Source organism: Hydrogenophaga electricum (assembly GCF_030160815.1).
In the GTDB taxonomy this organism is placed as follows: domain Bacteria; phylum Pseudomonadota; class Gammaproteobacteria; order Burkholderiales; family Burkholderiaceae_C; genus Hydrogenophaga; species Hydrogenophaga electricum.
Window position 1 is genome coordinate 66760 of the sequence record NZ_BSPB01000014.1, and the last position, 16624, is coordinate 83383.

Consider the following 16624-nt stretch of genomic DNA (forward strand, 5'->3'; position numbering starts at 1 on the left):
CTGTTTACTTGGCCGGCACAGCCGACTTCTTCGCACTGGTCTGGGCCTTGGCCGTGACGGCCGAGGCCGCCTTCTTGGCGTTGATCTCGCCCAGCGCACGCTTGTACTCGTTCGGGAACACCTTCACGAACTTGGCGCGCGCCACCGCCCAGTTGTCCAGCAGCTCGCGGGCACGGCGGCTGCCGGTCCAGCGGCTGTGGTCTTCCAGCAGCTTGCGCAACTGCGCTTCGTCGGTCTGATCCCGGTGCCAGACGGCCTTGTCGACCGAGGCTTCCTGTTCGGCGGCCGACAGCACCTTGTCCAGACTCACCATGGCGGGGTTGCAGCGCGTGGCGAACTGGCCATCTTCGTCGTACACGTAGGCCACGCCACCGCTCATGCCAGCAGCGAAGTTGCGACCGGTCTTGCCGAGCACGACGACGGTACCGCCCGTCATGTATTCGCACCCATGATCGCCCGTGCCCTCCACCACCGCCGTGGCACCCGACAGGCGCACCGCGAAGCGTTCGCCGGCCACGCCGCTGAAGAAGGCCTCACCCGTGGTGGCGCCGTACATCACGGTGTTGCCAACGATGATGTTGCGCGTCGCGTCGCCGCGGAAGTCGATGCTCGGACGCACGATCACGCGCCCGCCCGAAAGCCCCTTGCCGGTGTAGTCGTTGGCATCGCCGATCAGGTACAGCGTGATGCCGCGCGCCAGGAAGGCACCAAACGACTGACCACCCGTGCCTTCCAGCTGGATGCGGATCGTGTCGTCCGGCAGGCCTTCCGGGTGCACCTGGGTCACCGCGCCGGACAGCATCGCGCCCACAGAGCGGTTGACGTTGCGCGCCACTTCGATGAACTGCACGCGCTCGCCCTTTTCAATGGCCGGCTTGGCCTTGGCGATCAGCACGTTGTCCAGCGCCTTTTCCAGACCGTGCTCCTGGGCTTCGACGTGCAGGCGTGGTACCTCCGCCGGCACCGCCGGCGTGGCCAGCAGGCGGCTGAAGTCGAGGCCCTTGGCCTTCCAGTGCTCGACGCCCTTCTTCATGTCCAGCAAGTCGGCCCGGCCGACCAGGTCGTCGAACTTGCGGATGCCCAGTTGCGCCATGATCTGGCGCGCTTCTTCGGCGATGAAGAAGAAGTAGTTGACGACGTGCTCGGGCTTGCCCGAGAACTTCTTGCGCAGTTCCGGGTCCTGCGTGGCCACACCCACCGGGCAGGTGTTGAGGTGGCACTTGCGCATCATGATGCAGCCCTCGACCACCAGCGGCGCGGTGGCAAAGCCGAATTCGTCGGCGCCGAGCAAAGCACCGATCACCACGTCACGGCCGGTCTTCATCTGGCCATCGGCTTGCACGCGGATGCGTCCGCGCAGGCGGTTGAGCACCAAGGTCTGCTGGGTCTCGGCCAGGCCGATTTCCCACGGCCCCCCCGCGTGCTTGATCGACGACCAGGGCGATGCCCCGGTGCCACCGTCGTGACCGGCGATCACCACGTGATCGGCCTTGCACTTGGCCACGCCCGCCGCGATGGTGCCCACCCCCACTTCCGACACCAGCTTGACGCTGATGGAGCTGTGCGGCGCCACGTTCTTGAGGTCGTGGATCAGCTGCGCCAGGTCTTCGATCGAATAGATGTCGTGGTGCGGCGGCGGGCTGATCAGGCCCACGCCCGGCACCGAGTAGCGTTGCTTGCCGATGTACTCGGACACCTTGCCGCCCGGCAACTGGCCGCCCTCGCCCGGCTTCGCGCCCTGGGCCATCTTGATCTGGATCTGGTCGGAGCTGAACAGGTATTCCGCCGTCACGCCAAAGCGGCCCGAAGCCACCTGCTTGATGCGCGAGCGCAGGCTGTCGCCGTCTTCCAGCGGCATGTCCACCTCGACCACGTCGTCGCCGATGACCGACTTGAGCGTTTCGCCCTTGGTGATCTTGATGCCCTTGAGTTCGTTGCGGTAGCGCGCAGGATCCTCGCCCCCTTCACCGGTGTTGCTCTTGCCGCCGATGCGGTTCATGGCCACCGCCAGCGTGGCATGCGCTTCGGTCGAAATCGAGCCCAGCGACATGGCACCCGTGGCGAAGCGCTTGACGATTTCCTTCGCCGGCTCGACCTCCTCGACCGGAATCGCCTGGGCCGGATCGACCTTGAACTCGAACAGGCCACGCAGCGTCATGTGACGGCGGCTCTGGTCGTTGATGATCTGCGCGTATTCCTTGTAGGTGTTCCAGTTGTTGGCCCGGGTGCTGTGTTGCAGCTTGGCGATGGCATCGGGCGTCCACATGTGTTCTTCGCCACGCGCGCGCCAGGCGTATTCGCCACCGGCATCCAGCATGTTCGCCAGCACCGGGTCGTCGCCGAAAGCCGCCTTGTGCATGCGGATGGCCTCTTCGGCGATCTCGAACACGCCGATGCCTTCCACCCGGCTGGCAGTGCCGGTGAAGTACTTGGCCACGGTTTCGCCGTTCAGGCCGATCGCCTCGAACAGCTGCGCGCCGCAGTAGCTCATGTACGTGCTCACGCCCATCTTGGACATGATCTTGGACAGCCCCTTGCCGATCGCCTTGATGTAGTTGTAGATCGCCTTCTCGGCCGACAGCTCGCCCGACAGGTCCTTGTGCATCTCGGCCAGCGTTTCCAGCGCCAGGTACGGATGCACCGCCTCGGCGCCATAGCCGGCCAGCACCGCGAAGTGGTGCACTTCGCGCGCAGACCCGGTCGCCACCACCAGGCCGGCGCTGGTGCGCAGGCCTTCGCGGATCAGGTGCTGGTGGATGGTCGACAGCGCCAGCAGCGCCGGGATCGCCACCTGCGTCGGGCTGACGGCCCGGTCGCTGATGATCAGGATGTTGTGGCCGCTCTTGATCGCGTCGACCGCTTCGGCGCACAGCGACGCCAGCTTGGCTTCCACCCCTTCATGGCCCCAGGCCAGCGGATAGGTGATGTCCAGCCGGTGGCTCTTGAACTTGCCTTGCGTGGCGGCTTCGATGCCGTTGAGCTTGGCCATGGCCTCGAAGTCCAGGATCGGCTGCGGCACTTCCAGACGCAGCGGCGGGTTGACCTGGTTGATGTCCAGCAGGTTCGGCTTCGGACCGATGAACGACACCAGCGACATGACGATGGCCTCGCGGATCGGATCGATCGGCGGGTTCGTCACCTGGGCGAACATCTGCTTGAAGTAGTTGTACAGCGGCTTGTTCTTGCTCGACAGCACGGCCAGCGGGCTGTCGTTGCCCATGGAGCCGATGCCCTCTTCGCCATTCACCGCCATGGGCGACAGCAGGAACTTGACGTCTTCCTGCGTGAAGCCGAAGGCCTGCTGGCGGTCGAGCAGGCTGACCGCGTCGGGCGTGGCCTGCTGCGCCACCGCATCCGTCGCGGGCGACGGCACGTTCTCCAGCTTGATGCGCAGGTTTTCGATCCACTGCTTGTAGGGCTTGCCGTTGGCCAGGTTGGCCTTGACTTCCTCGTCGTCGATCATGCGGCCGAGTTCGAGGTCGATCAGCAGCATCTTGCCCGGCTGCAGGCGCCACTTGCGCACGATGCGGCTTTCGGCAATGGGCAGCACGCCCGATTCGGAGCCCAGGATCACCAGGTCGTCGTCGGTGACGCAGAAACGCGCCGGGCGCAGGCCGTTGCGGTCCAGCGTGGCGCCGATCTGGCGGCCGTCGGTGAACACCACCGCAGCCGGGCCGTCCCACGGCTCCATCATCGCCGCGTGATATTCATAGAAGGCGCGGCGGCGCGAATCCATGCCTTCGTGCTGCTCCCAGGGCTCGGGCATCATCATCATGACGGCCTGGCTGATGGGGTAGCCCGCCATCGTCAGCAGTTCGAGACAGTTGTCGAAGGTCGCGGTATCGGACTGGCCAGCGAAGCTGATTGGGTAGAGCTTCTTGAGGTCGGCACCCAGCACCGGCGAGGACATCACGCCTTCGCGGGCCAGCATCCAGTTGTAGTTGCCACGCACCGTGTTGATTTCGCCGTTGTGGGCGACATAACGGTACGGGTGGGCCAGCGGCCACTCCGGGAAGGTGTTGGTCGAAAAACGCTGGTGCACCAGACCGATGGCCGACACACAGCGCGGATCCTGCAGGTCGTAGTAGTAGGTGCCGACCTGGTCCGCCAGCAGCAGGCCCTTGTAGACCACCGTGCGGCTGGACATGCTCGGCACGTAGTATTCCTTGCCGTGCTTGAGCTTGAGGCGCTGGATGTTGGCGCTCGCCGTTTTGCGGATCACGTACAGCTTGCGCTCCAGCGCGTCCTGCACGATCACGTCGGAGCCGCGGCCGATGAAGACCTGGCGCAGCACCGGCTCCTTCTCGCGCACGGTGGGCGACATCGGCATCTCGAGGTTGACCGGCACGTCGCGCCAGCCCAGCAACACCTGGCCTTCGGCCTTGATGGCGCGTTCCATTTCCTGCTCACAGGCCAGGCGCGAAGCGTGCTCCTTGGGCAGGAAGATCATGCCGACGCCGTACTCGCCGGCCGGCGGCAGCGCCACGCCCTGCTTGGCCATTTCTTCGCGGTAGAGCTCGTCCGGAATCTGGATCAGGATACCGGCACCATCGCCCATCAGCTTGTCGGCGCCGACGGCACCGCGGTGGTCGATGTTCTCCAGAATCTTCAGCGCCTGCGCCACGATGTCGTGCCGCTTTTCGCCCTTGATATGGGCCACGAAACCCACGCCGCAGGCGTCGTGCTCGTGAGCGGGATCGTACAAACCTTGTTGCTGGAGTTGCTGCTGTTCGGCTGCCGTGGTCATGGCATATCCTTTTCTGGAACGTGGGCTCGCAAAATTACGCGGGGAGCAAAGCTTAGTGCATTGCAACAAGAATGCCAAGCCAATAAATAGGGGTCAGATACAATTTAAAAATCTATAGAACCTGTACGTAATAAATCGGGGACATATCAAAGGAAGCTGAAAAATCTTGATATATCAATGCATTACGGCATCAGAGGGGATTTTTCGCCGGTCGCCCAGGACGACGGGGCGAAATTCGGCGGTCGGTCTGCTTTTGCAGATCGGCCACAAACGCCTCGTCTCCCAGAGCCCAGCCGTGCAGCGTGGCCTGCATGAGCGTGTCGATCTGGCCGGCGGGCAACCCGGCATGCACCATTTCGGCGTACGCCGCTTCCCGGGCAAATGGGGTGTTGCCCAGTGCCCAGACCGGCGCTGGCGGCACCAGGCGCCGGTCCACCGACTGACCGATGTAGTGGCGGTGGCTCGACCAGGGGTGCTGCTGGGGCTCGACCACCCCCCCGCGGCGCACCGGGTTGAGGTCCATACCCACCATGCACGGCAACACGAACCGCTCGGGCTGCAGCACGGTGGCGCGGTAGCGCCCTTCCCACAGCGTGCCGCTGCGACCATACCGGTCGTTGAAATAGCGCACATAGCGCCGCCCGACGGCCTGCAGCATCAGCGGCAGCCCATCGGCGGTCTCCGGTGTCAGCAGCAGGTGGAAGTGGTCATCCATCAACACCCAGGCGTGCAGGGCCACCCGGTGCCGGCCCGCGTTTTCCGCCACCAGATCGAGCCATTGCTGCCGATCTTCGTCGTCCTGGACGATGGCGCACCGGTTGTTGCCCCACTGGATCACATGGTGCGGCAAACCGGGCAGGGTGAGTCGGGGCAGTCGGGCCAAGGCGGGTGGGCGGAACAAAGGGTGGTTGGCACCCGATCCACACGGCGCGCCTGGCGCCCGAGTATGCCAAGACCGGCGCCGGTCAAACCACGCCCGCAGACTGACGGGCCCGGTGGTAGGCGCCGTCACCCCGGTCGATCACACCGTCCGATGCGAGCAGTTCACCCGGTGCGATGACGGGCGCCGCTCCCGTGCGGTCGTACAGCGGCGCAAAGTCGATCCGGGTGAACTCCAGCAACTCGTCCAGGTCGCGAATGACGAAATAGGTTTCCTGGAAGTCGTCGATGCGGTAATCGGTGCGCATCACCCGTTCGAGCTCGAAGCGCACCCGGTTCGGCGACGGGCTCTCCAGACAGAACCGCGTCTCCGTGAAAGACGATGCGATGCCGGCGCCATAGAGCCGCAACCCATCGTCTTGGCGCAGCAGGCCGAACTCGACCGTGTACCAATAGACCCGGGCCAAATGGGACAGGTGGCCCAGGCGTTGCGCCCGCAGCCCGCCTTCACCATAGGCCTGGATGAAGTCGGCCATGGCGGGGTTGAGCAGCAGCGGTACGTGGCCGAACACGTCGTGAAACACGTCGGGCTCCTGCAGGTAGTCCAGTTCCTGCGGCCGACGGATGAAGTTGCCGGCCGGGAAGCGCCGGTGCGCCAGGTGCTCGAAGAACACGTCGTCGGGCACCAGGCCTGGCACAGCCACGATCTGCCAGCCGGTGCGCGGCATCAGCACCTCGGACAGGCGGCGAAAGTCCGGAATCTGATCGGCCCCGATGGGCAGTTCCTGCATGCCTTGCACGAACTCCCGGCAAGCCCGCCCGGGCAACAGGCGGGTCTGGCGCTCGAACAGGGTCTTCCAGGTGGCATGGTCGGCGTCGGAGTAGCGCTCCCAGCCCTGGTCGATGGTCCAGTCGGCGCGCTCGGGGCGACCGGCTTCGCCAGCCGCCAGGCCGTGCAGCGCCGGCGCCGCGTCTTTCGAGGCGGCCGCCATGTCAGGCGCTCCGCCGCTCAAAGGCGGCGTCGGCCCGTTGCGCCCAGGCGATGTCACGCGCCGACAGCCCGTGCACATCGTGGGTGGTCAGCCGCACCTCGACCCGGTTGTACACATTGCTCCACTCCGGGTGGTGATCCATCTTCTCCGACACCAGGGCCATCTCGGCCATGAAACCGAAGGCGTGGGCAAAGTCCGGAAACAGAAAGCTGCGGCGGATGGCGTCACCCAGAGGTTCGGGGGTCCAGTGGGGCAAGGCGGCCAGTTGTTCGCGCACGGCCTCAGGGGTCAGAGCGGGCATGGGGTGTCTCCTGTCGTTTGATGCTGCAGAGTTTGCGGCACGATTCGGACAATTTGCTCTCGTTTTCGGCCACACTCCGGGCAAACACCGAGAGACCCTTTCATGAATGCCGACAACAGCGGAACTTCCTTGCACAGCGAGCCACTCGACCGCCTGGACCGGCGCCTGCTGGCGGCCTTGCAGGCCAACGGCCGCATCAGCAACCAGGAACTGGCCCAGACCGTGCACCTGTCCCCCGCGCAGAGCAACCGCCGCCACCGCCGGCTGGAAAACGCGGGCTACATCCGCGGTTACGAAGCCCGGCTCGATCCGCAGCGCCTGGGCCTGGGCGTGATGGCTTTCGTGCACGTCTCGATGGAGCGGGGGCAGCACAGGGAACTGGTGAAGTTCCAGCGCACCGTGGGCAAGATGCCCGAGGTGCTGGAGTGTTACGCCGTCACGGGCGACTTCGACTACGTGTGCAAGGTGGTGGCGCGCGATCTCAAGGCGCTGTCGGACTTCCTGCTCCGCACCCTGGCCCAGTTGCCGGGTGTCAGCAGCGTGCGTTCCAGCATCTGCCTCGACGAACTCAAGTGCACCACCGCCCTGCCGCTGGAATGAGTGCCCGATGGCGCAGGCCGGCCGGTCTTCAACCGGCCGAGCGGGCAACCCCGGCGCGCTGCAATTCTTCTTCCACCAACTGGCGGTAGATGCGCGGCAGCTCACGGCTCATGGTGTTGTTTTCGATCCCATAACCCAGACTGGTCCAGGTGCCGGAAAGGCGCCGGAGCACGACCTGGATGCGCCCCTGCTGGAGCTGGGTCGCCAGACTGCCGCCCCAGCGCGGCTCGCTCAGCCAGGCGTGCACCACCAGATCCTGGTAGATCGGCGCAAAACTCAGTTCGGTGGCATCCAGCGGATCGCTGGTCCGCTGCGGGTGGTACTTGGCCGCCAGCTCGACCCAGGTGCCATACAGCAGTTGGTAGCGGCCTGCGGCCGTGGAGCAGTTGCCCTTGTTGGGCCCCTTGCCGATGGCCTCGCACCGGTTGGGGTGGCGGTCCAGCGTGCCCACCAGTTCACCGCCATGCAAGACGTGATAAGGGCGCAGCACATTGGATTCGCTGGCCGAGATCGTGCGCATGAGCGCCCGGATATACGGGTCGCCCCCCTCCATCACCAGCGACTGGGTGCCCGGCAGCAGAAACGCCGGCCGCCACCACCAGATCAGCCCGAGCAGCAGCAGCACCCCGACAGCGGTCAGCGCCCCCCGCGCCAGCCAGGGCAGGCTCCAGAAATCGCGCTGACGGGAAGGGGCGTGCCGCAATGCGTGCGGGGGAGGATGGTCCGGCAAAGTCTTGATCCCAGGGGGCCCTGGCGCCGAAACGGGCCCCGGGCACTGACACAATGCCATTGTCCTCCAGCCCGAATGCCCAAGTTGTTACCATGCTGTTGCCCATCGCCGCCCTGCTTGCCGGACTGCTGATGCTGGCCTGGAGCGGCGAGCAGTTCGTCCAGGGCGCGCGGGCCTTGGCCCGCCACGGGCGCATGCCGCCCTTGCTGGTGGGACTGGTGGTGGTCGGCTTTGGCCATTCGGTGCCCGAGCTGGCGGTGGCGATCTGGTCGGCCTGGCTGGAACGCCCGGGCCTGGCCCTTGGCAATGCCTGGGGCGCCCATATCGTGAACATTGGCCTCATCCTGGCAGTGACAGCACTGCTGGCGCCGGTGCGCCTGCGCTCGCAGGTGCTGCGCCGGGAAGCGCCAATGCTGCTGGCAGCGACCGCGCTGACCGCCGTGCTGGTGGCCGACAGCACACTCTCCAGAGCCGACGCTTTCGTGCTGCTGGCGGCCATGGGCGCGTTGCTGGTCTGGACGGTGCGGCAGCCGCGGCGGCATGCCGACGATGCCCTGGCCCGGGAAATCGCGGCCGACGATGCCCCCGCCCCCACCCGCTCCCTCGGCGCAGCGCTGCTGCAAAGCCTGGTGGCCGCCGCCGTGCTGGCCGGTGGTTCGGCCCTGCTGGTCTGGGGCACTGCGGCCGCGGCCTGGCTGCTGGGCATCAGCGATCTGGCCATGGGCCTGAGCGTGATCGCCCTGGGCTGCGCCCTGCCCGAGCTGGCCGCCTGTGTGGCTGCGGCGCGCCAGGGTGACGACGATGTCGTGCTGGGCACGGTGCTGGGTGCGGCCCTGTTCAACCTGCTGGCCGTCGTCGGCCTGACCGCGGCCATTGCGCCCGCCGACATCGAACCCCAGGCCCTCACGCGCGACCTGCCGGTGCTGGCCGGCATGACCCTCGCGCTGTTCGTGCTCGCCCGGCGGCGCGGCGAAGGCCTGCTGCGCCGCCCCGAGGCCCTGACCCTGCTGTTCGCCTATGGGGCCTATCTGGCCTGGCTGCTGGCGACCCTGGTGCCGGGCGGCGGCACCTGAGTCCCGCCAGCCGCCTGTGCGCACAGGCCCTCGGCCACCGTGGGGTAGCGCAGGCGCAGGCGCAATTCGGCTTTCAGGCGATCGTTGCGCAGCCGGCGCGATTCGTTCATGAAGCTCAGCAGCGACACCGGCAGTTGCTCGCGTGCCGCATCCCGCGCCAAGCGCGGCGGCCGGGGCAGCCCGAGCAGGTCGGCGGCAACATCGAAGTAGTCGCCCATGCGCAGTTCGGTGTCGTCCGCCACGTTCAGGCAACGCTGGGCGCGCCCCTGCCACAACGCCCGCACGCAGGCCCGCGCGAGGTCGTCGGCATGGATGTGGCTGGTGAACACATCATCTTCCGCGCGCAGCACGGGCGTACCGCGCAACAGGCGGTCGCGCGGACCGCCGGCGCGGTCATGGGCATAGATGCCGGGAATGCGCAGCGTGGTGCAGCGCACGCCGAACGCCCGGCCGAGCCAGCGCACGGCCGCCTCGGCATCGACCCGGCGCAGCGCGCGGGGCGACTGCGCCTGCAGGGCATCGGTTTCGCGCACCCAGGCACCCGCCCGGTCACCATAGACCCCGCTGGTCGAGCCGTACACGAGCGACAGCGGTCGCCCCCGCAACGCCAGCACCCGCGTCAGCGCGCGCGTGCGCCCATCCAGCCACCAGTTCCCGGTTTCGCCGGCGGGCGGCGGCGCCAGATGCAGCACGCGCGACGCCAGACCGGCCAAGCGGCGCAGACTGGCGGGCGCGTCGAGGTTGCCCGCCAGCGGCACGATGCCGGCACTGCGCAAGGCGTCGTGGCGTTCCGGGCTGGAGGTCAGCGCCAGCAGCCGGGCGCGGCGGCCCGCACCCAGTTCGCGCGCGGCGCGCAGGCCGACATCGCCACAACCGACGATCAGCACCCGCTCGCGGCGGAAGCGCGCGGGCAATGCGCCCTGAAAGATGATGCCCATGGGGTATTTGAGAGAATGGCGGCTGGCCGACCCGGACACCGGTCCGCGCCCACGTGTCGAGCCCGCCAGACAAGCCTCACAGTATGACATTCACCATCACCGTCACGCCCAGCGGGCGTGCGTTCGCCGCCGAACCCACCGAAACCCTCCTGGCCGCCGGCATCCGGCAGGGCATCGGGCTTCCCTATGGCTGCAAGGACGGTGCCTGCGGTTCCTGCAAGTGCAAGCTGGTCAGCGGCAGCGTGACCCACGGCCCGCACCAGGCCAAGGCGCTGAGCGCCGAAGAAGAGGCCGCCGGTTACGTGCTGACCTGCTGCGGCACCGCGCACAGCGACGTGGTGATCGAGTCGCGTCAGGTGACCGAGGCCGGCGCCTTCCCCATCAAGAAGATGCCGGTGCGCGTGAACACGATGGCGCGCGCGTCGCACGACGTGATCGTGCTCAAGCTCCAGTTGCCGGCCGCCGACACTTTCCAGTACCACGCCGGCCAGTACGTGGAATTCCTGCTGCGCGACGGCGACCGCCGCAGCTATTCGATGGCCAATGCGCCGCACACCCAGGCAAGCGGCCCGCACATCGAACTGCACATCCGGCACATGCCCGGTGGCAAATTCACCGACCATGTTTTCGGCGCAATGAAAGAGAAGGAGATCCTGCGCATCGAAGGGCCCTACGGCAGCTTCTTCCTGCGCGAGGACTCGGACAAGCCCATCGTCCTGCTGGCCTCGGGCACGGGCTTCGCCCCGATCAAGGCCATTCTGGAACACATGGCTCACAAAGGCATCACCCGCCCTGTGGCGCTGTACTGGGGCGGGCGCCGCCCGGCCGACCTGTACCAGTCGGACTGGGTCGCAGCCCAACAGGCCACGCTGCCCCAGTTGCGCTACGTCCCCGTGGTTTCGGACGCCCAGCCCGAAGACGCCTGGGCAGGCCGCACCGGCTTCGTCCACCAGGCGGTGCTGCAGGACATCCCCGATCTCTCGGGCCACGAGGTCTACGCCTGCGGTGCGCCCATCGTGGTGGAATCCGCCCGGCGCGACTACGTCGCGGCCGGATTGCCGGAAGAAGCCTTTTATGCCGACGCCTTCACCAGCGCGGCCGACAAAACCTGACAGGAGACCCTTCATGATTGCACGCCGCCAAGTCCTCGGAGCGCTCGCCGCCGCCTCGCTGGCTGCTCCCGGTATTGCCCTGGCCCAGGCTGACAAGGTCACCCGCATCGTCGTCCCGTTCGCCGCAGGCGGGCCGATCGACGTGACCGCGCGCATCCTGGCCGAAGCGGTGAAGGACAGCCTGGGTACCGTGATCGTGGAAAACCGGCCTGGTGCGGGCGGCAACATCGGCATCAGCGCGGTCGCCAAGTCGGCCCCCGACGGGCACACCATCGGCATCGCCACCACCGCTTCGCACGCCATCAACCCCTGGCTGTTCAGCAAGCTGCCCTACGACCCACAGAAAGACTTCACACCCATCACCCAGATGCTGCGCGTGCCCAACGTGCTGGTCATGAACGCGGACACGGCGCAGCGCCTGGGCATCCGCACCGTGACCGACCTGATCCGCTACGCCAAGGCCCACCCGGGCGTGTTGAACTACGGCTCCGGCGGCAACGGCAGCGCCGGGCACCTGGCTGGCGAGCTGTTCAAGTTCCAGGCCGGCGTGTTCGCCCTGCACATTCCCTACAACGGCGCCAACCCGGCCCAGCTCGGCCTGCTGTCCGGCCAGGTCGACTTCAACTTCGACAACCTCGCTGCCGCCGCCACCAACATCCGCGCCGGCAAGCTCAAGGCCCTGGCGGTGACCACCGCACGGCGCAGCCCGGTGATGCCCGACGTGCCGGCACTGGCCGAAACCCTGACCGATTTCGAGATCGACACCTGGTGGGGCCTCGTCGCCCCGGCCGGCATCCCGGCAGACACCGCCGCGCGCCTGAACACCGCCTTCACCCAGGCGCTGGCCACGCCCGAGGTGAAGAGCCGCTTCGCAGCCTTGATGGCCGATCCGGCTCCCAACACGCCCGACGCCTTTGCCGCCTTCATGACCCGCGAACGCGCGAAATACCAGCGCGTGGTCAAGATCAGCGGCGCCAAGGTGGACTGAAGCCGCGTTCGGGCGGGCCACAACCGCCCTCATGAAAAAAGCCCCGCGCAGTACCGTCTGCGTGGGGCTTTTTTGTGGATCTGCAGCGTTTTCAGCCACCAGCAGCCGGCTCGGCCAGCAGTATCCGGGCGTCGTCCGCCAACGAAGGGGCGCCGCTGGCATAGCGGTGGTACACCCGCACCCGGCCCTGCGGGTCGTAGAGGTAGCTGCCTGCGGAGTGGTCCATGGTGTAGCTGGTGGGCGTCTGGCCGTCGACCTTCTTGTAGTAGATCTTGAAACGCTTGGCCAGCTCGGGCAGTTCTTCCGGCGAGGCGTGCAGCGCCAGAAAGCTCGGGTCGAAGCTGGCCATGTATTCCTTCATGATCGCGGGCGTGTCGCGCTCCGGGTCCACGCTGATGAACAGACCTTGCAGCCGGTCCCCGTCGGCACCCAGCAGCTGTTTGGCCTGCGCCAGTTCGGCCATCGAGGTCGGGCAGACATCGGGGCACTGCGTGTAGCCAAAAAAGATCACCACCACCTTGCCGCGGAAATCGGCCAGGGTGCGCATCTGGCCATTGTGGTCGGCGAGCCGGAAGTCGTCCGCGTACGGAGCACCCGTGATGTCGATGCCCTTGAAGGCCGAGGCCGGCGCCTCGGCGGCCTTGTCCGAACAGGCGCCCAGAAACAGGCCGCTCACGCCCAGGGCCAGAAGATGTCGGCGGTTCATACGGTGCGCGCTCCCAGAAAAATCAGAGGTAATGGTCCACCAACAGGGCCGCGAACAGCAGCGACAGGTGGATCAGCGAAAAACGGAAGGTCTTGCGGGCCAGCGCGTCAGAATACTGGCGCCATAGCGCCGCCGCGTAGGCACAGAAGCCGATCGACAGCACCACGGCCGCCGCGAGGTAGAACCAGCCGCTCATGCGCATCACGAAGGGCATGAGACAGGCCGCGAACAGCACGAAGGTATAGAGCAGGATCTGCAGACGCGTGAACTCGGAGCCATGGGTGACCGGCAGCATGGGCAGCCCCGACTTGCGATAGTCCTCCACCCGGTACAGCGCCAGCGCCCAGAAGTGCGGCGGCGTCCACAGGAAGATGATGAGGAACAGGATCAGCGCCTCGGGCGCGACCTCACCCGTCATCGCCGCCCAGCCCAGCACCGGCGGCATGGCGCCCGAAGCCCCGCCAATCACGATGTTCTGCGGCGTCAGCGGCTTGAGCACCACCGTGTAGATCACCGCGTAGCCGACGAAGGTGGCGAAGGTCAGCCACATGGTCAGTGGGTTGACCCAAACGTACAGAATGGCCGAGCCGATGGCACACAGGACGGCCGAGAAACTCAGGGTCTGCAGGTTGGTCAGCTCGCCCTTGGCCGTTGGGCGCCAGGCGGTGCGCTTCATGCGCGCGTCGATGCGCTGTTCGACCACGCAGTTGAACGCTGCGGCGGCACCGGCCACCAGCCAGATGCCCAGGCAGGCGATGGCGGCGAGCCGGACATCGGCCCAGCGCGGCGGACCCGGCACGGCCAGCACCATGCCGATGAGCGCGCAGAACACGATGAGCTGAATGACCCGGGGCTTGGTCAGCGCATGAAACTGCCGCCAGGTTGAAGGCAGGGCGGCAGCAGGGGATGGGGCGGCGTCACTCATCGGCGGGCACGGGAAGGAGAAGCGGGAAAAGCGCGGCGGGCGGTCGCTGCCGGGCGCGCGTCGCCCAGCAGACCGGTCAGCACCAGCACCAGTGCGGCGGCGCCACCAGTGTGGCCCACGGCGGACAGCAAGGGCCAGTCAAGCAACACGTTGGACAGGCCGGTCAGCAGTTGCCAAGCGGCCAGCGCCGCGAGCCAGCGGGCCACCCCGCGCAGCGGCGGCTGCAGCCACAGTGCCCACACCAGCGCCAGCAGCGCTGCCAGCACGGCATAGGCGGCCAGGCGGTGGGCGTAATGGATGGCCGTAAGAGCCGCAAACGGGATCGAGGCGCCCGAACGGCCCTGTCCCAGTTCGCGCCAGAGCGCAAAGCCCTCGTGCCAGTCCATCGTCGGCCACCACTGGCCCTGGCAGGTCGGAAATTCCGTGCAGGCCAGCACCGCATAGTTGGTGCTCACCCAGCCACCCAGCGCGATCTGCAGCCACAGCAGCCCCCAGACGGCCAGCGCGACCCACCACAGACGCGCCGGCACCGGCGCTGCCGGGCGGGCCGCCTGCGCGTAGCGCGATGCCTGCCAGCGCAGCAGCGCCAACAGCCCCAGGCCCCCGAGCAGGTGCAGCGTGACGATGGCCGGGAACAGCTTCATGGTGACCGTCAGGGCCCCGAAGGCCCCTTGCAGGCTCACCCACAACAAGGTAATAGTCGGCCACCAGGGTGAGACCGACAGGCGTCGGCGCTCGACCCAGCTCACTGCCGTCAGCACCAGGATCAGGACCCCAACACCGGTCGCGAGATAGCGGTGAACCATTTCGATCCAGGCTTTGGACAGCGTCACCGGCCCGGTCGGCATGGCGGACTGGGCGGCCGCGATCTCGGCCTTGGCGCCCACCGGGCTCGCACTGCCATAACAGCCAGGCCAGTCCGGACAGCCCAGCCCCGAATCGGTCAGGCGCGTGAAGGCGCCGAACAGCACGAGGTCGAAGGTGAGGAACAAGGTCACCAGGGTCAGCACCTGCAGCCGGCGCGCCACGGGCGCCTGGCGGTTGCGCAACCAGACCCAGGTCAGCGGGCCCAGGGCGAGCACCACGCCGAGCAACATCATCCGGGCGACCGGGGCCAGGTCGTACAGCGGGACGTCCATCGAAGCTTCCATGGCAAGCGCTCCGGACCGGCTCAGTGGCCCGCCCCGCTCTCACGGCCGGCACGGTCCCACGACGAGGACGCGCGCATCAGCCGCTCCAGGTCACGGCGGGCACGCTTGGGCTCGACGTTCGCCGGAAACCGCATCATCCAGTTGCCCTGGGGATCGATCACGTACAGGTGGTCTTCCAGGCGCTGGCCTTGGGCAGGCTGCAGCCACTGCGCCACCGCCGCAGCATCGACCTGCAGCACGGTGGCCGAAGCGACCCCGGCGCGCAGGGCTTCCGGCACGGCCGCTTCCCCGGTGCGCAGCCAGACCCAGTCCATGCGGTCCTTGTCCTTGCCCAGGCTTTCACGCAACTGGCGCTGCAGATAAAGATGGTCCTGACAGACCTGGGCGCAGGACGAGTCGGCAACGCTCAGCAACAGCCATTGACCGCGCAACGCCGTCAGCGGCACTTCGGCACCTGCCGCATCGCGGCCGGTCCAGGCGGGCAAGGGGCGCTGGGGATCGACCAGTTCGCCATAGTTGGTCCGCCCCTGCGGCCGGATCACGTAATAGGTGAAGTAGGAGGCGATCACCGGCGCCGCGCTGACCAGCAGCAGCAGCACCATCTTCCAACGTCCGGCACGCGTGTCGACCGCCGAGCGCACCGTCTGCGCATCGGCCGCCGGCAGCGAGTGCACGGTCAGCGTCAGCGGTTCGTCACGGGGCGGGGCGGTGCCGTTGTCGGCGGGGGGCGATGAATTGGAACCAGACATACAGCAAGCCCGTGAGGGCACACAAACCAAACCACTGGAAGGCATAACCGTGGTGCTTGGACACATCGGCCGCGAAGCGCGGCCAGTCCCGCAGCAGGCCATCGCCTGCGTCACAGGTCTGCAAGAGAGAGAGGTCGAGCAACGCCAGTCCCGTCTCCCGGGCATAAGCGGCCAATTCGATATTTTGCCGGATCGGCCCCGGCGCCGCCGCTCCCGGCTCGAACAGCCTCGATGGCGGCGGGGCAAGGCGGCCGCGCACCTGCACCATACCCTGCGGTGTGTCCAGTGCCGGCAACCGCGTGCGGTCCTGGAAATCACGCGGCACCCAGCCACGCTGGACCAGCACCGTGCGGTCGGAGCCTTCCAGGCGCAACGGGGTGACCACGATGAATCCACTTCGTGCGGCCATCGGCCGGTTCTCCAGCCAGACCGTGGCTGCAGCCACCCACTGCCCCTGCAACTGCGCCTGCCGGTGCAACAGCGCCTCGGTCGACCCGACCGCCAACACCGCCGGCGTATCCAGCGCGGGCTGCGCACCACGCGCCTCGATCGACGCCTGCAGATCCAGCTTGAGCTGCGCCCGCCCCAACTGCCAGCGCCCGAGCGAGGCGGTCACCACCATCACGACCAGCGCCGCCAGTGTGACCAGCCAGAAACGGGCACTGCGAAAACGCGCAGACGGAGCGGTCGGTTCAGGCATGGCGGGACAGCGTTGGGGAAGACAAGCGATCAA

At 67.3% G+C, this 16624-nt stretch carries 15 protein-coding genes; 4 read left to right on the forward strand and 11 right to left on the reverse strand.

The features are described 5' to 3' along the window. Window positions 1–4: 4 nt before the first annotated feature. From QQK43_RS10805 to QQK43_RS10820, 4 genes are all read right to left on the reverse strand, one after another. The gene (locus tag QQK43_RS10805) at window positions 5–4747 is read right to left on the reverse strand and encodes a glutamate synthase-related protein (RefSeq protein ID WP_284307754.1); all 4743 of its coding nucleotides are present in this window, start codon (window positions 4745–4747) and stop codon (window positions 5–7) included. 190 nt (window positions 4748–4937) lie between these two features. Next, window positions 4938–5630 (reverse strand): transposase, encoded by a 693-nt coding sequence (locus QQK43_RS10810; protein WP_284307755.1) that lies wholly within the window; start codon window positions 5628–5630, stop codon window positions 4938–4940. A gap of 82 nt (window positions 5631–5712) precedes the next feature. Beyond that, window positions 5713–6618, reverse strand: a complete 906-nt coding sequence (gene phhA, locus QQK43_RS10815; protein WP_284307756.1) for a phenylalanine 4-monooxygenase — start codon at window positions 6616–6618, stop codon at window positions 5713–5715. Between the two features lies 1 nt (window position 6619). Continuing rightward, window positions 6620–6919, reverse strand: a complete 300-nt coding sequence (locus tag QQK43_RS10820) for a 4a-hydroxytetrahydrobiopterin dehydratase (RefSeq protein WP_284307757.1) — start codon at window positions 6917–6919, stop codon at window positions 6620–6622. Between the two features lie 102 nt (window positions 6920–7021). Here QQK43_RS10820 and QQK43_RS10825 point away from each other — a divergent pair, with 102 nt between their 5' ends. Further along, window positions 7022–7519 (forward strand): Lrp/AsnC family transcriptional regulator, encoded by a 498-nt coding sequence (locus QQK43_RS10825; RefSeq protein ID WP_370465257.1) that lies wholly within the window; start codon window positions 7022–7024, stop codon window positions 7517–7519. A gap of 28 nt (window positions 7520–7547) precedes the next feature. On the opposite strand, the gene QQK43_RS10830 is transcribed toward QQK43_RS10825, so the two are convergent. Further along, complete coding sequence (locus QQK43_RS10830; protein ID WP_284307758.1) at window positions 7548–8222, reverse strand: glycoside hydrolase family 24 protein; 675 nt, start codon at window positions 8220–8222, stop codon at window positions 7548–7550. Window positions 8223–8341: 119 nt separating this feature from the next. Here QQK43_RS10830 and QQK43_RS10835 point away from each other — a divergent pair, with 119 nt between their 5' ends. Next, window positions 8342–9322: a calcium/sodium antiporter gene (locus QQK43_RS10835; RefSeq protein WP_284307759.1), complete on the forward strand. Its 981-nt coding sequence runs from the start codon at window positions 8342–8344 to the stop codon at window positions 9320–9322. Here the strand turns inward: QQK43_RS10835 and QQK43_RS10840 are convergent. Then, window positions 9274–10260: an NAD-dependent epimerase/dehydratase family protein gene (locus QQK43_RS10840; protein WP_284307761.1), complete on the reverse strand. Its 987-nt coding sequence runs from the start codon at window positions 10258–10260 to the stop codon at window positions 9274–9276. The genes QQK43_RS10835 and QQK43_RS10840 overlap by 49 nt on opposite strands. An 83-nt stretch (window positions 10261–10343) precedes the next feature. On the opposite strand from QQK43_RS10840, the gene QQK43_RS10845 reads away from it, so the two are divergent. Further along, window positions 10344–11372: a CDP-6-deoxy-delta-3,4-glucoseen reductase gene (locus QQK43_RS10845; protein ID WP_284307763.1), complete on the forward strand. Its 1029-nt coding sequence runs from the start codon at window positions 10344–10346 to the stop codon at window positions 11370–11372. 13 nt (window positions 11373–11385) lie between these two features. Beyond that, window positions 11386–12360, forward strand: coding sequence for a Bug family tripartite tricarboxylate transporter substrate binding protein (locus QQK43_RS10850; RefSeq protein WP_284307764.1), 975 nt, complete (start codon window positions 11386–11388; stop codon window positions 12358–12360). A gap of 91 nt (window positions 12361–12451) precedes the next feature. Here QQK43_RS10850 and QQK43_RS10855 read toward each other — a convergent pair whose 3' ends face one another. The 5 genes from QQK43_RS10855 to QQK43_RS10875 are packed head-to-tail and all read right to left on the reverse strand — an operon-like array spanning window position 12452 to window position 16591. Next, window positions 12452–13066 (reverse strand): SCO family protein, encoded by a 615-nt coding sequence (locus tag QQK43_RS10855; protein WP_234266220.1) that lies wholly within the window; start codon window positions 13064–13066, stop codon window positions 12452–12454. A 22-nt stretch (window positions 13067–13088) separates the two neighbouring features. Beyond that, window positions 13089–13991, reverse strand: a complete 903-nt coding sequence (gene cyoE / locus QQK43_RS10860) for a heme o synthase (RefSeq protein WP_284307766.1) — start codon at window positions 13989–13991, stop codon at window positions 13089–13091. After that, entirely contained in the window at window positions 13988–15142 is a 1155-nt protein-coding gene (locus QQK43_RS10865; protein WP_284307767.1) for a COX15/CtaA family protein, read from the reverse strand. The genes cyoE and QQK43_RS10865 overlap by 4 nt, the downstream gene beginning before the upstream one ends. Window positions 15143–15162: 20 nt before the next feature. After that, window positions 15163–15891, reverse strand: coding sequence for an SCO family protein (locus QQK43_RS10870; protein WP_284307768.1), 729 nt, complete (start codon window positions 15889–15891; stop codon window positions 15163–15165). Next, window positions 15836–16591, reverse strand: a complete 756-nt coding sequence (locus QQK43_RS10875) for an SURF1 family protein (RefSeq protein ID WP_284307769.1) — start codon at window positions 16589–16591, stop codon at window positions 15836–15838. Before QQK43_RS10875 ends, QQK43_RS10870 begins: the two co-directional genes overlap by 56 nt. Window positions 16592–16624 lie beyond the last annotated feature (33 nt).

Bases quoted from the DNA above. Each gene is read 5' to 3' on its own strand.
- QQK43_RS10805 (WP_284307754.1), bottom strand. From the start codon at position 4,747: ATGACCACGGCAGCCGAACAGCAGCAACTCCAGCAACAAGGTTTGTAC.
- phhA (WP_284307756.1), bottom strand. From the start codon at position 6,618: ATGGCGGCCGCCTCGAAAGACGCGGCGCCGGCGCTGCACGGCCTGGCG.
- QQK43_RS10820 (WP_284307757.1), bottom strand. From the start codon at position 6,919: ATGCCCGCTCTGACCCCTGAGGCCGTGCGCGAACAACTGGCCGCCTTG.
- QQK43_RS10825 (WP_370465257.1), top strand. From the start codon at position 7,022: ATGAATGCCGACAACAGCGGAACTTCCTTGCACAGCGAGCCACTCGAC.
- QQK43_RS10835 (WP_284307759.1), top strand. From the start codon at position 8,342: ATGCTGTTGCCCATCGCCGCCCTGCTTGCCGGACTGCTGATGCTGGCC.
- QQK43_RS10840 (WP_284307761.1), bottom strand. From the start codon at position 10,260: ATGGGCATCATCTTTCAGGGCGCATTGCCCGCGCGCTTCCGCCGCGAG.
- QQK43_RS10845 (WP_284307763.1), top strand. From the start codon at position 10,344: ATGACATTCACCATCACCGTCACGCCCAGCGGGCGTGCGTTCGCCGCC.
- QQK43_RS10850 (WP_284307764.1), top strand. From the start codon at position 11,386: ATGATTGCACGCCGCCAAGTCCTCGGAGCGCTCGCCGCCGCCTCGCTG.
- QQK43_RS10855 (WP_234266220.1), bottom strand. From the start codon at position 13,066: ATGAACCGCCGACATCTTCTGGCCCTGGGCGTGAGCGGCCTGTTTCTG.
- cyoE (WP_284307766.1), bottom strand. From the start codon at position 13,991: ATGAGTGACGCCGCCCCATCCCCTGCTGCCGCCCTGCCTTCAACCTGG.
- QQK43_RS10865 (WP_284307767.1), bottom strand. From the start codon at position 15,142: ATGGAAGCTTCGATGGACGTCCCGCTGTACGACCTGGCCCCGGTCGCC.
- QQK43_RS10870 (WP_284307768.1), bottom strand. From the start codon at position 15,891: ATGTCTGGTTCCAATTCATCGCCCCCCGCCGACAACGGCACCGCCCCG.
- QQK43_RS10875 (WP_284307769.1), bottom strand. From the start codon at position 16,591: ATGCCTGAACCGACCGCTCCGTCTGCGCGTTTTCGCAGTGCCCGTTTC.